The organism is Streptomyces sp. NPDC004051, from assembly GCF_053604275.1.
Genome location: NZ_JBSGHG010000017.1, coordinates 60460 through 72608 on the forward strand (window position 1 = coordinate 60460; position 12149 = coordinate 72608).

13 protein-coding genes, 1 pseudogene and 1 CRISPR repeat array are annotated in these 12149 nt (G+C 69.5%); of the genes and pseudogenes, 5 read left to right on the plus strand and 9 right to left on the minus strand.

The annotated features are described in order from the left end of the window. Positions 1–38: 38 nt before the first annotated feature. Positions 39–236 (minus strand): helix-turn-helix transcriptional regulator, encoded by a 198-nt coding sequence (locus tag ACWEQO_RS19290; RefSeq protein WP_202277257.1) that lies wholly within the window; start codon positions 234–236, stop codon positions 39–41. A 453-nt stretch (positions 237–689) separates the two neighbouring features. Between ACWEQO_RS19290 and iolC the strand changes: the two genes are divergently transcribed. From iolC to mmsA, 3 genes and pseudogenes are all read left to right on the plus strand, one after another. After that, positions 690–1640, plus strand: a complete 951-nt coding sequence (gene iolC, locus ACWEQO_RS19295) for a 5-dehydro-2-deoxygluconokinase (RefSeq protein ID WP_452984502.1) — start codon at positions 690–692, stop codon at positions 1638–1640. Between the two features lie 53 nt (positions 1641–1693). Continuing rightward, positions 1694–1827: pseudogene (locus tag ACWEQO_RS19300) on the plus strand (5-deoxy-glucuronate isomerase); the annotation flags it as partial. A gap of 129 nt (positions 1828–1956) precedes the next feature. Beyond that, complete coding sequence (gene mmsA, locus ACWEQO_RS19305; protein WP_361449579.1) at positions 1957–3459, plus strand: CoA-acylating methylmalonate-semialdehyde dehydrogenase; 1503 nt, start codon at positions 1957–1959, stop codon at positions 3457–3459. Between the two features lie 290 nt (positions 3460–3749). On the opposite strand, the gene ACWEQO_RS19310 is transcribed toward mmsA, so the two are convergent. Together ACWEQO_RS19310 and ACWEQO_RS19315 are read right to left on the minus strand one after the other, a co-directional pair. Next, the gene (locus tag ACWEQO_RS19310; protein WP_361449582.1) at positions 3750–3959 is read right to left on the minus strand and encodes a hypothetical protein; all 210 of its coding nucleotides are present in this window, start codon (positions 3957–3959) and stop codon (positions 3750–3752) included. Then, positions 3956–4189 (minus strand): hypothetical protein, encoded by a 234-nt coding sequence (locus ACWEQO_RS19315; protein WP_361449585.1) that lies wholly within the window; start codon positions 4187–4189, stop codon positions 3956–3958. The genes ACWEQO_RS19310 and ACWEQO_RS19315 overlap by 4 nt, the downstream gene beginning before the upstream one ends. Before the next feature lie 129 nt (positions 4190–4318). Here ACWEQO_RS19315 and ACWEQO_RS19320 point away from each other — a divergent pair, with 129 nt between their 5' ends. Both ACWEQO_RS19320 and ACWEQO_RS19325 read left to right on the plus strand, forming a co-directional pair. Further along, positions 4319–5149 (plus strand): helix-turn-helix domain-containing protein, encoded by an 831-nt coding sequence (locus ACWEQO_RS19320; protein ID WP_452984505.1) that lies wholly within the window; start codon positions 4319–4321, stop codon positions 5147–5149. Continuing rightward, on the plus strand, positions 5146–5361 hold the full coding sequence (locus ACWEQO_RS19325) for a DUF397 domain-containing protein (protein ID WP_452984507.1): 216 nt from the start codon (positions 5146–5148) through the stop codon (positions 5359–5361). Before ACWEQO_RS19320 ends, ACWEQO_RS19325 begins: the two co-directional genes overlap by 4 nt. Positions 5362–5405: 44 nt before the next feature. Further along, a CRISPR array of direct repeats spans positions 5406–6403; the repeat unit is 37 nt; unit sequence GTTGCGATCCTCGGCCACCCCGGAGGGTGACCGCCAC. 189 nt (positions 6404–6592) lie between these two features. Here the strand turns inward: ACWEQO_RS19325 and cas2 are convergent. From cas2 to cas5c, 6 genes are all read right to left on the minus strand, one after another. Continuing rightward, positions 6593–6883, minus strand: a complete 291-nt coding sequence (gene cas2, locus ACWEQO_RS19330; protein ID WP_452984509.1) for a CRISPR-associated endonuclease Cas2 — start codon at positions 6881–6883, stop codon at positions 6593–6595. Further along, positions 6883–7917: a type I-C CRISPR-associated endonuclease Cas1c gene (gene cas1c, locus ACWEQO_RS19335; RefSeq protein ID WP_452984511.1), complete on the minus strand. Its 1035-nt coding sequence runs from the start codon at positions 7915–7917 to the stop codon at positions 6883–6885. Before cas1c ends, cas2 begins: the two co-directional genes overlap by 1 nt. Continuing rightward, on the minus strand, positions 7914–8582 hold the full coding sequence (gene cas4, locus ACWEQO_RS19340; RefSeq protein WP_452984513.1) for a CRISPR-associated protein Cas4: 669 nt from the start codon (positions 8580–8582) through the stop codon (positions 7914–7916). The genes cas1c and cas4 overlap by 4 nt, the downstream gene beginning before the upstream one ends. Then, a complete protein-coding gene (gene cas7c / locus ACWEQO_RS19345) occupies positions 8579–9448 on the minus strand; it encodes a type I-C CRISPR-associated protein Cas7/Csd2 (RefSeq protein ID WP_452984515.1) in 870 nt (289 codons plus the stop codon). The genes cas4 and cas7c overlap by 4 nt, the downstream gene beginning before the upstream one ends. A gap of 116 nt (positions 9449–9564) precedes the next feature. Then, complete coding sequence (cas8c, locus tag ACWEQO_RS19350) at positions 9565–11352, minus strand: type I-C CRISPR-associated protein Cas8c/Csd1 (RefSeq protein WP_452984517.1); 1788 nt, start codon at positions 11350–11352, stop codon at positions 9565–9567. A gap of 7 nt (positions 11353–11359) precedes the next feature. After that, positions 11360–12112 carry a type I-C CRISPR-associated protein Cas5c gene (cas5c, locus tag ACWEQO_RS19355; RefSeq protein ID WP_452984519.1) on the minus strand — a complete coding sequence of 251 codons (753 nt, stop codon included), beginning with the start codon at positions 12110–12112 and terminating at the stop codon, positions 11360–11362. Positions 12113–12149: the final 37 nt, after the last annotated feature.

The window sequence follows — 12149 nt, forward strand, 5'->3', positions numbered from 1 at the left end:
GCCGGACGCGGGCGGTGCCGTACGGATCGGTCGGTCCGTCAGTCCCTGCGGCTCCGGTTGCCGGGCCGGGCCGCCACCCAGCGGCGCACCGTGTCCGCGTACCAGTACGGTTTGCCGCTCTCCACGTGGTCGGGCGGGGGCAGCAGACCGTGCTTGCGGTAGGAGCGTACGGTGTCCGGCTGCACCTTGATGTGCGCCGCGATGTCCTTGTACGACCACAGGCGTCGGTCGGTCATGCGTCGTTCCTCCCCGCGAGCACCACGGAGGCGGCCAGGGGGCGGCCGTCAGGGGGAGCCGGGTGCTGCGCTGGCGATCACCCAGCGTTCTGCCCGGTGAACGACGCGTTACGGAGAGGGTCGGCGGTTGTGCGCGGGACGTGACGGAAGAGTCGCCTGTGCGGGACATCTGTGACAGGGGCGGGGTGTTTGTGACACAAGTGACGCAAAGGCCCTCGCCGGCCCGTCGGCGGGGCGGGTCGATCCGTCCGGGGCGGTCCGACCGGGCCTGCCGGGCCGACCGGACCGTCCGGAACGGCCGGGCCCGAGGAGGTCCTGTCGAGATCTGGTCCGTATGTCTGGACAAAACATTGACAGGGCTTCGCCGCACGACTAGAAACCGGGGGAGAGCCGTACCAAGACGACCCGGGAGCACCGGACACCGCGACACGGCACGAAGGGAACGCGATCGCGATGGCGTACGACCTGATCACCATGGGCCGCATCGGAGTGGACCTCTATCCGCTCCAGACCGGTGTCCCGCTTCCGCAGGTCACCTCCTTCGGCAAGTTCCTCGGCGGCTCGGCGACGAACGTCGCGGTCGCCGCCGCCCGCCTCGGACGGCACACGGCGGTGATCAGCCGCACCGGTGACGACCCCTTCGGCACCTACCTCCACCAGGAGCTGCGCGGCTTCGGCGTGGACGACCGCTGGGTCACCGCGGTCCCCGGGCTGCCCACCCCGGTCACCTTCTGCGAGGTGTTCCCGCCGGACGACTTCCCGCTGTACTTCTACCGCCTGCCCAAGGCCCCCGACCTGGAGATCGACGCCCACGAACTCGACCTGGACGCCATCCGTGACGCGAGCGTCTTCTGGGTCACCGGCACCGGACTGAGCGAGGAGCCCAGCCGCACCGCGACCCTCGGCGCGCTCGCCCACCGGGCCAAGGCCGGCACCACCGTCTTCGACCTGGACTGGCGCCCGATGTTCTGGCCCGACCCCGACCGGGCCCGCCCCTTCTACCAGGAGGCCCTGCGCCACACCACCGTCGCCGTGGGCAACCTGGACGAGGTGGAGGTCGCCACCGGCGTCCGCGAACCCCACGCCGCCGCCCGCGCGCTGCTGGACGCCGGCGTCGAACTCGCCGTGGTCAAGCAGGGACCGAAGGGCGTCCTCGCGGTCAGCGCCACGGGCGAGAGCGCCGAGGTCCCGCCGCTCCCGGTGAACGTCCTCAACGGCCTCGGCGCCGGCGACGCCTTCGGCGGCTCCCTCTGCCACGGCCTGCTCGCCGGCTGGAGCCTGGAGCGGACCATGCGGTACGCCAACGCCGCCGGAGCCATCGTCGCCTCCCGGCTCGAGTGCTCCTCCGCGATGCCCACCGAGGACGAGATCGAGGCGGCGGTCACCGCGGGGGCCGTGCGATGACCGACCTGCACGTCGGCCGGGCGCGTTCCGGCCGCACCCCGGGGCACCGCTGACGGCCCGCCCCGGCACCGATCGCCTCCGGCGCGGGAGGCCGCTTTGCTTTGGCAGGAGCGAAGTGTGCGTGCGATGACTCCCCGCCCGCTACGGCCCCGCGCCGGAGGTCCCCGGCCCCAGTCGTCCACGGGGAGACCGGAACGCCCGACAGTGTGTCGGGCGCGCCACACGCCCGGCCCTGGTGTGATGAATCCAAGGCACGTGAGGTGCAGGAACGGTACGTCCGAACCCGGCGCCGCCCTCTGTGAAGGAGTTCTAGGCCATGACGAAGATCGTCAACCACTGGATCGGCGGCAAGACCGCCGAAGGCACGTCGGGCACGTACGGGCCGGTGACCGACCCGGCGACCGGCGAGGTCACCACGAAGGTCGCGTTCGCCTCCGTGGAGGAGGTGGACGCCGCGGTCGCCGCCGCCCAGGAGGCGTACCTGACCTGGGGGCGGTCCTCCCTGGCCAAGCGGACCTCCGTGCTCTTCGCGTTCCGGGCGCTGCTGGACGCGCACCGCGACGAGATCGCCGAACTGATCACCGCCGAGCACGGCAAGGTGCACTCCGACGCGCTCGGCGAGGTGGCGCGCGGACTGGAGATCGTCGACCTGGCCTGCGGGATCAACGTGCAGCTCAAGGGCGAGCTGTCCACGGAGGTCGCCAGCCGGGTCGATGTCGCCTCGATCCGCCAGCCGCTGGGCGTCGTGGCGGGCATCACCCCGTTCAACTTCCCGGCGATGGTGCCGCTGTGGATGTTCCCGCTGGCCATCGCCTGCGGCAACACCTTCGTGCTGAAGCCGTCCGAGAAGGACCCGTCGGCCGCCGTCCGCCTCGCCGAACTGCTCTCGGAGGCCGGGCTGCCGGACGGCGTCTTCAACGTCGTCCACGGCGACAAGCTCGCCGTCGACCGCCTCCTCGCCCACCCCGACGTCAAGGCCGTCTCCTTCGTCGGCTCCACGCCCATCGCCCGCTACATCCACACCACCGCCTCGGCGAACGGCAAGCGCGTCCAGGCCCTGGGCGGCGCCAAGAACCACATGCTGGTGCTGCCCGACGCCGACCTGGACGCGGCGGCCGACGCCGCCGTCTCCGCCGCCTACGGCTCGGCGGGGGAGCGTTGCATGGCGATCTCCGCGGTCGTCGCCGTCGGCGCGATCGGCGACACCCTGGTGGAGAAGATCCGCGAGCGCGCCGAGAAGATCAAGATCGGTCCCGGCAACGACCCGGCCTCCGAGATGGGCCCGCTGATCACCAAGGCCCACCGCGACAAGGTCGCCTCCTACGTGGCGAACGCGGCGGGCGAGGGCGCCGAGGTCGTCCTGGACGGCACCGGCCACACCGTCGAGGGCCACGAGGGCGGCCACTGGATCGGCATCTCCCTGCTGGACAAGGTGCCCACGTCCGCGAAGGCCTACCAGGACGAGATCTTCGGCCCGGTGCTGTGCGTGCTGCGCACCGAGACCTACGAGGAGGCCCTGGACCTCATCAACTCCTCGCCGTACGGCAACGGCACCGCGATCTTCACCCGGGACGGCGGCGCCGCCCGCCGCTTCCAGCTGGAGGTCGAGGCCGGCATGGTCGGCGTGAACGTCCCGATCCCGGTCCCCGTCGGCTACCACTCCTTCGGCGGCTGGAAGGATTCCCTCTTCGGCGACCACCACATCTACGGCAACGACGGCACGCACTTCTACACCCGCGGCAAGGTCGTCACCACCCGCTGGCCCGACCCCTCCGACGCCCCCTCCGGCATCGACCTGGGCTTCCCCCGCAACCACTGACGGCGCGGACCGTCATCCCGGCCGGCCGGGACCGTACTCACCCCCACGGTCCCGGCCGTCGGCCCGACGCAACCGCTCCGGGGGCGCGGTCCACTCCCGGCCCCCGCCGACGGGACGTACGAACGCGGTCGGGCGCGGACGCTGATCCCCTCGCCAGGGAGGCACGTACGCCGTGACGTCCTGGAGGATCCCCACGCGCCCGGATTCCGGGTCCTCCACCAGGCTGCCGCGCGGGAGGCTTTCCGTTCCCCGAGGCGGTGCGAGCCAGTCCACGTCCGACTGCCGTCCGGTCACCGCAGGCCGTCCCGGTGACTGCTCCAGTGGTTGAGTTCCCGAAGCCGCTCGCTCAGCGGTCGCCCGTCTTCCCGCGGCGCGGACTCCGGCGGCGACTCGTCCCGGCCTTCCTCGGCCTCGCACATCAGGCCGTTCCTCAGGCAGACCAGTAACCGCAGCATCAGGCGCCGCTCCTCAGCCGTGAGCGGCTCCGTCTCCCTGCTCACCGCGCCGTTCCGGCTGCCCGCAGAACGGCCGCGAGCCTGCGAGCGGTCTCCAGGTTGCAGCGCCCGAGGTCGATGAGCGGGACGGCATGGCATGCCGCGACCGTGGGAACGTCCAGCGCCAGCGAGGGCAGTGTGATCCCGACACCGGCCAGCGCCACCCCCAACTCCTCCCGCACGGCCTCCGCCTGCTGAATGCCGTCCATCACCGCTTCGAGTTCCTTGTCCGTCATTTACCTGCTCCGGTTGTCCGTCACGTGTTGCACTCGAAGCATCACGCTGAGCAGATGGCACGGCCAGGGCCGACGCGTTGCCGCTCCGCGAGGCAGCGGACGCGGTACGAGGGACAGGGGAGTTGGCCGATGAACGTACGGCCGGAGCAGCACGACGGCAACGAGGACTCCGCACGGGGCGCGCTCGGCAGCACCCTGCGCTACCTCCGCGAGAAGGCGGGCAAGTCGCTGAGCCAGCTCGCCGAGGACACCAACTACGACAAGAGCTACCTGTACCGGCTGGAGGCCGCCGAACGCATCTCCAAGCGACCGGTGATGGAGGACCTGGACACGTACTACGAGACCGGGGACCTGCTGATTCGGCTGTGGAAGCTGGCGCGGATGGAGGTGTTCAAGGACCAGTACAAGGCGTTCATGCGGCTGGAGGCCACGGCCAACGTGATGCACATGTACACCCCTGGCGTTCCTGGTCTGCTTCAGATGGAGGCGTACGCCAGGGTTGTGCTGTCGCTGTGGCAGGCGCAACCGGATGAAGAGGCATTGGAAGAACAGGTCGTCGCGCGTATCGGGCGTCAGGAGTTGCTTCACCGAAAGCCCAAACCTGTCATCCGAGTGATCATCGATGAAGCGGCACTTCGGCGCACTGTGGCCGACCCCAAGATTTGGGACGACCAGTTGCTCCACCTCGTCTACTCGGCAGCCCAGCCCACGATCACCATCCAGGTACTGCCGTTCAGCGCGGGGGTTCACCCGCTCAACAGGGGCTCACTCCACCTGTTGTGGCAACCTGACGGAACCTCTGTTGCCTACCTGGAAGGCAACACGTCCGGCGAACTGCTCGAAGAGCCTGACGATATCCATAAGTTCCGTTTGGCCTACGATCGGGTGCGAGACGTGGCGTTGACGCCACAGGACTCGGTGATGTTCATCGAGCGCGTCCTGGAGGAGCTCCGATCATGAGCCGTACAACCGATCTTGATGCCGTTGACTGGCGCAAGTCGAGCTACAGCGACGGAGGAGCAGACAACTGCGTCGAGGTTGCCCATGGCTTCCCCGCCGTTGTCCCCGTCCGAGACAGCAAGACCCCGCACGGCCCGGTCCTCCACTTCCCCGCCACCGCCTGGACCGCCTTCCTCAGCACCCTCAAGGGGCCCGGTTCCCCGACTGCCTGATGCATAGCCACTGACTTACGAAACCCCCCCGCGTCGGCAGAGAAGACGCGATCCTCGGCCACCCTGGAGGGTGACCGCCACCTCACCGCCGTCGCCTGGCGCAAGTCGAGCTACAGCGTTGCGATCCTCGGCCACCCCGGAGGGTGACCGCCACGCGGCGCCCAGGGCGACCACTGCGATGGCGACGGCTGGGCCAGGAACGAGTTGCGATCCTCGGCCACCCCGGAGGGTGACCGCCACCCCCGGTGACGTCCGGGCGCTCGCGCTGGCCGGGTAGTTGCGATCCTCAGCCACCCCGGAAGGTGACCGCCACGTACAAGGCCGGCATTCAGGCCGCGCAAGGCCTGGTGTTGCGATCCTCGGCCACCCCGGAAGGTGACCGCCACGGTGAGGCCACCCGTGATGGTGCCGCCGATCTTGTCGTTGCGATCCTCGGCCACCCCGGAAGGTGACCGCCACGCCGGACTCCACGTCGCTGGTGGACAGGTCACCGGAGTTGCGATCCTCGGCCACCCCGGAAGGTGACCGCCACTGGACGGCCTGCCTCAGCAGGTCCAGCAACTCACGGTTGCGATCCTCGGCCACCCCGGAAGGTGACCGCCACCCGGCCGCCTGGTCGGCTGGTCCATCCGGGTGGGCACGTTGCGATCCTCGGCCACCCCGGAAGGTGACCGCCACCGGGAGGCCGGCTCGCGCAGGTCGGGGTCGGTCAGGTGGTTGCGATCCTCGGCCACCCCGGAAGGTGACCGCCACTCTGGATCTCCCGGGCGAACTCCTCTTGGCTGAGGTTGCGATCCTCGGCCACCCCGGAAGGTGACCGCCACCAGCCGGCCGGTGATGACGGTGTTGGAGTTCGGCGGTTGCGATCCTCGGCCACCCCGGAAGGTGACCGCCACTCGACGAAGGCCAGGCCGTCCTCCGCTGGCACGGGATGTTGCGATCCTCGGCCACCCCGGAAGGTGACCGCCACGCGCGGATGTCGTGGGCGATGGCGTCGTCGTGGATGTTGCGATCCTCGGCCACCCCGGAAGGTGACCGCCACGCTGCCTGAGCAGCGGAAACAGCGTACTGCTCGCTGCGGTGTGGGTGAGCAGCGGGTGACGGAGCTGCCCAATGCGGACATTCGACTTCGGTGCGATCCGCGTGTCGTGTGCGTGCTTCCGGTTCCGAAGCGGGCGTGCGGGAGGAAATCGCATCCGTCCGTCGGCCGGGCAGCGGACATCATGGTTCGTCAGAGTATGAGGTCTTCACGGTGGGGCTGGATCTGTGCGATGCCCAGGGTCTGGACGTGGTTGAAACCGTCGGCGGGCAGCCGGTACAGCCGGATGTTGTCGGTGTCGGAGTCGATGATCTGGTCGAGGTCGTGGAGGAGCTTGAGGAGCGTCTTCTCATCGGTGACGATCTCGAAGACGGATTTTTGGACTCGCAGTCCGTGGCCTTCGCAGAGTTTCGCGACGCGGCGAAGGCGGCGTCGGCCGGCTGGGCTGGTGGTGTCGACGTCGTAGGTGAGCAGCAGGTCCATCAGGCAGCTGTCCAGGGGAGGTAGCCGGGGAGTTCGCCTCTCAGGTGGCGGGCGAGGATGCGAGCCTGGACGACTGGGAGGAGGCCGGCGGGTACCTCCCGGCCGGCGATGGGATGCTCCCAGGTCTGGGTCTTCCACTCCTGCCAGGCTCCGATCAGTTCTTTGCGGCCGTCCTCGGTGAGGCTCACGGCGCCGCCGCTGAGATGGTCGAAGTGGCTGGCCCGCAGTTGCCGACGGTTGAACTGGGTGAGGGCGAAGCGGTCGGCGAGGACGGGGCGGAATTCCTCCATCAGGTCCAGGGCGAGGGCCGGTTTGCCGGGGCGGAGGCCGTGGAGGAACCCGAGGTACGGGTCGAGGCCGACCTGTTCGAGGGCTCCGTGCACAAGGCTGCGGAGGAGACCGTAGGTGAAGGAGAGCGCCGCGTTGACGGGGTCGGTGGGCGGACGCCGGTTGCGGTGGGTGAAGGGCGGTAGGTCGGTGGCGGTACTCAGGATGTGAGGGAGGGCAGCGAAGTAGTTGCGGGCTGCCTGGCCTTCTATGCCCATGACGACATCGATGGACTCCGCAGCGCCGAGATTGTCGATAGCCGCGGCGAGATCTTCTGCGGCCTTGCGGACGTGTTCGCGGCGGGCGAGTGCGGCGTCACGGGCGGCTCGGAGCAGGATCCACCGACTGTTGCGGATCTTGCCGGCCACGAGGTTCCGGGCGATGCCGAGGCGTGCGTCGGTGTCGTCATGGCGCTGGTGCTGTGCGTGCCGGAGAAGGACGTTGCCGCGGACGGCGCCGTCGAGGCGGGCCAGGTAGCGGCCGCCTCTACTCATCCAGGTGACGGGCCGCTTGTCCTGCGCGCAGCGGGTGATGAGTTCTGTGGAGAGGTTGATGTGGCCGTAGACGACGATGCCGTCGAGCCGTCGCAGGGGCAGTGTGCGGCGCCCGGGGGTGTCGGGAAGGTGGATGCGGAGGGTGTCCTGTTCCAGCCGCAGGTCGGTGCCCTGGGTCTGGACGTAGAGGGTGTTGAGGAGTTCGGTGGTCACTCGTCGATGTCCTGGGTGTCGTCGAGGAGGTACAGGTCGTGCAGGGCCTGCTGGTAGCGGTGGGTGCCTGCGAGGAGTTTGGGCATGCAGTCGGTGGCCATGGAGCAGCGTCGGCAGCGGCTGTCGGCGACGGGGGGCGGGAGTGTGTGGTTGTGGCTCAGGAGGTTGCGGACGGCGTTCGTCGTATCGAGGACGCGGGTGCGGAGGGCCTCGTTGACGGTGACGGTGTGGCGTCGCCGTTCGGTGCCGGAGTAGATGGCCGCTGTGGTGACCGGTTGCTTGAACATGTACTCGAGGCACATGGCTTGGGCGGCGACCTGGACGTCGGCGGGGCCGCCGGGGTGGTAGCGGCCCGATTTGTGCTCGACGGGGAGGACGGTGCCGTCCGCATGCAGTTCGACGGTGTCGCAGATTCCGGTCAGTCCATGGCCGTCGTGCCAGACGGGCAGGGCATGGAGAGTACGCACGGTGCCGCGGCCGCGGTTGCCGGGGGTGTCGACGCGCTGGTGGAGGAGGGTGCCACGCACAGTGGCCGCGTCGTCGGCGAAAGAGTCCTCGAGGAGGATCAGACCGCACTGGCGCGGACAGTAGGTGTAGTGCTCCAGGGCGGAGAGGGGGACTTGGGCCTGCTCTGCCTCTCCGCCCTGGCGGGATGCGACGGTCATCCGATCAGAGTGGTGAGAGAAATGCCCTCGGGCAGGTCGGCCTCGTGGACGTCCACCTGGTAGTCGCTGAAGGCGCGGGCGGTGGCATCACCGGGTCCCTTGACAGTGACGCGGTCGAGGAGCTGGCGGGCGGGGGCCTTGCCGAACTTGTCGTCGTGGGTGAAGACGTACAGACCTCGAAGGTTCAACTCGCCGCGGGCCGCGGCACGGTCATGGTCGAACATGAGAGTGAAGGCGCGCCAGAACATGGCAAGGTCGTCGCTGGTGACGCCGGTGCGGCCGGCGAGGGGAGCGCTGAAGTGGCCTTCGCCGCGGTAGAGACCGTAGGGGACGATGTGCTTGGAGCCCATCTCGGTGGTCTTCTTCTCGAGGTCCTCGCTCTTGGTGGGGGTGACGCGAGTGATGCCGAACTCGAAGGGGGTGATCGGGTCCACCGAGCGGGAGAAGGTGAGCTGGATCGGGCCGCGAACGCGGCCGGCCTGGCGGTTCTTCTGCCCGGTCGTCATGACGGCGCCGAACATGCGTACGTCGAAGAAGGTCCGGCACATCCACTGCTGTGCGTCGAGCTGGCTGGCCTCGGAGCCGGCGGCGTCGGCCGCGTAGGCGCGTTCGTGCTGGCTGTTGAGGGCGACGCCGGCCTCGACGTAGATGTCGTAGCCGGGCTTGTTCTCCTCCTCGTTGAGGAGGGCGACGGTGTTGCGGATCTTCCTCTTGAGGGCGACGTCGGTGATCAGGCCCTGTCCGGAGACGGGGTCGGTGCGGGGCATTCCGCCGGCGTCCGGGTCACCGTTGGGGTTGCTGTCGCGGGCTTCGAGGAGGAAGACGAAGTCCATCTTGCGGTTCGGGTCGAGGTGCGGGCTGGTCATGGCGTTCTCCCGGGTACGAGCTGAGGTTTTCCGGACCGCGGCCGGTCGCTGGTGCGGTAGGGGCCAGGGCGGAGATGAGTGGGGGCGCGTGAGGCGCAGTGCCTTGGGCGGGGCTGCTACGCGGGCTCGGTAGCAGCCCCGTTGACGGCCTGGTCCTTGTTCTTCTTGTGCGCGGCCTTGGCTGCGAAGTCCGCGGCGCGCTGCTGCTCGTAGCCGAGGACGAACTTGGCCTGCTGCTCGGTGGTGAGGAGCAGGGGGATACCGTCGTGGGGGTCGAAGGCGGCGAACGCCTCGGCCAGCCTCCTGCTGAGCGCGGTGTAGGCGGCCTTGTTGTCGCGGCGCAGCCGCTTGAGGTGGGCGTTGGCAACCAGACGCAGGTTCTTGAACACGGCGGCCGGCGCGGTCATGGCGGTGCCGAAGAACTTGTCGCCGATGGTGGCCTTCACGTCCGGCAGCGCCGCGTACTGGATGGCTTCGAGGACGGCGAAGACGCGCCCGCACAGGTAGCCGGGGTCGAGCTGGGTGGAATCGAGGCGGTCGGCGGGGGCGGTCACCTGGTGGTCCTTCCGGTTCGGGTGGAGCGCGAGCCGTAGCAGGGCGATGCGTGGGGGGTCGACGCGCCGGTCCGCGCGGATGCGCTGCAGGAGGTGGGGCAGGAGGCGGGCGGGTACCGGCCCGCGGGTCAGGGCCGCGTGCAGGAGTTCTTGCTCCAGGCCCTTGGGGGCACTGCCGGAGACGTACTTGTTCGCCTTGGCGTCCCAGCGGCCCGCGGCGAGGGCGAGGCGCCACAGCGGGAAGTAGCGGTAGCTGTGGTTCCAGCCGTCGTAGACGCGGTGGTGGTCGAACCAGGCACCGAGGTGGTTGCGGAGCCGTCCGACCGGAATATCCAGCCAGTCGAGGACGACGGCCCGGGCGTTGTTGAGGCCCAGGGTCAGCGAGTAGTAGGCGTTGGGGTCGATCCGCTCGGCGGTGGCCGGGTCGGGGTGCTCGTGCAGCGAGATGAGGAGCCGGGCCACCGCGGCGTCGGTGGCGGTGTCCAGCGTGCCGAAGAGGTCGTCGACCGGTTCTCGCGTCCACCACACGGTGACCGAGTCGGTGGCGCGTCGGCGGTTCGTGTCGCTGGCGAGCAGCAGGTTCAAGGCGGCCATGGCCCGTCCGCCGCACCGCTCGCACACGGGCGTGTTGACCAGCTGCAGGGCGCCGCCCCGTCCCTGTGCGGAGGCGTTGATGCTGACGAGCTGGGCGTCGCGGCCCCGGCCGGCGGTGGGGATGGCACCCGACTTGATGCTCTCGGGGATGGTGCTGAGCAGTTCGCCGTTCTTGCCGCAGACCAGGCACAGGCCGGCGGCGTTCTTGCTGGACTTGCGGGACCGCACGCCGGCCGCCCACGCCTGACGCACGCTGGGCAGCAGGTGCAGCCAGGTGTTGTCGTGCGCCACCAGGGCGATGTTGTCGGCGGCCGTCATCTCCTGCGGTGCCTCGAGCCCGTGCAGGACACCCGTGGTGACGAACGTCCGCACCGCCTCGGCGTACGGGTCGTCCGGTGCCGCATTCGCCCAGGCCAGCAGGAAATCCGAGTACACGTCGCGGCGGCGCCGACCCTCCTCGACGGCACGCTCGGTCACCGGCTTGCCCGGGGCCTGCTTGGGCAGGGCGAGGACATACTGGGCCGTGTCCACCATCAGATACGGCGGCGGCATCGTCCCGGACCGGTAGGCGTACGGGGCGGTCGTCTCCAGCGGCTTCTCGCCCTTGGCCGGACGCCGGTCCACGAAGACGGCCGCGGTTCCGTCCGCGTTGAGCTGCAGGATCCACTGGATCCGCTTGGGCCGGTAGTACGGCGGCGGCAGCTCGTCGTCCGCCTCGGCTCGCGCCGCGTACTCGGTCAGACGGTGCAGGAGCATCCCGTATTCACCGCCCCGTACCGGAGCCGTCGGCACGCCACGCGGACGAGACCGGCATCGCAACCGCGTTCACGCCCAGCGGGGCGACCGGCACCGACATCACCCCCTGGTGCAGCTGCGCATGGAACCAGCGGTACTGCTCTCCGCCGGAGGCGGGATAGACGATGGAGTGCAGCATGACGCCGAGTTCTTCGTCGCGGTCGATCGGCCGGGCGTCTGTCTGCGGCCCGAAGGAGGCGCTGAACTCCCGGCAGCCGAGATAGGGCTCGGAGAAGCAGGCGCCCTTGTCGACGCGTCGACGGAGCTGATCGCGGTACTTCTGCTCGGGCACGTCCGCGGCGTGCGGAGCACGCAGGATCTGCGCGCGGATCCGGTAGTGCACATCGCGCAGCAGCATGCTGTTGCGCTGATCGCGGTCGTTCTCCACGTCGTAGCGGCGCCCGGGGTCCTTGCGCAGCGCGGCGACCTCCGTGGCGCTGACCACGGACTTCACCTCATTACGCCGGACCTGCGTCCACTCGATCGGCTTCAGCACCTCGATCGCCGTGATGACGTAGGCCATCTCCGGCTTCCAGAAGATCGCCTCCAGCACCCCCACCGCGGCCGACGGCGTCATCACCGGGTACGAGACCCGCTCCACCTTAAGCTCGGGCCGGGTGAAGCAGGCCAGTGGCCCGGACACCTCCACCACCAGATCGGGAAACGTCCATCCCCCATTGCCCCGGCGGTCGACCGAGGCAGGGGCCGCGCGTACGGCCATGCAGAAACCCCCCAAGTTGCTCACTCGACCCCCGAGT

Bases quoted from the DNA above. Each gene is read 5' to 3' on its own strand.
- ACWEQO_RS19290 (WP_202277257.1), bottom strand. From the start codon at position 236: ATGACCGACCGACGCCTGTGGTCGTACAAGGACATCGCGGCGCACATC.
- cas4 (WP_452984513.1), bottom strand. From the start codon at position 8,582: ATGACCGTCGCATCCCGCCAGGGCGGAGAGGCAGAGCAGGCCCAAGTC.
- ACWEQO_RS19320 (WP_452984505.1), top strand. From the start codon at position 4,319: ATGAACGTACGGCCGGAGCAGCACGACGGCAACGAGGACTCCGCACGG.
- ACWEQO_RS19325 (WP_452984507.1), top strand. From the start codon at position 5,146: ATGAGCCGTACAACCGATCTTGATGCCGTTGACTGGCGCAAGTCGAGC.
- cas8c (WP_452984517.1), bottom strand. From the start codon at position 11,352: ATGCTCCTGCACCGTCTGACCGAGTACGCGGCGCGAGCCGAGGCGGAC.
- cas7c (WP_452984515.1), bottom strand. From the start codon at position 9,448: ATGACCAGCCCGCACCTCGACCCGAACCGCAAGATGGACTTCGTCTTC.
- cas2 (WP_452984509.1), bottom strand. From the start codon at position 6,883: ATGGACCTGCTGCTCACCTACGACGTCGACACCACCAGCCCAGCCGGC.
- mmsA (WP_361449579.1), top strand. From the start codon at position 1,957: ATGACGAAGATCGTCAACCACTGGATCGGCGGCAAGACCGCCGAAGGC.
- cas5c (WP_452984519.1), bottom strand. From the start codon at position 12,112: ATGGCCGTACGCGCGGCCCCTGCCTCGGTCGACCGCCGGGGCAATGGG.
- iolC (WP_452984502.1), top strand. From the start codon at position 690: ATGGCGTACGACCTGATCACCATGGGCCGCATCGGAGTGGACCTCTAT.
- ACWEQO_RS19315 (WP_361449585.1), bottom strand. From the start codon at position 4,189: ATGACGGACAAGGAACTCGAAGCGGTGATGGACGGCATTCAGCAGGCG.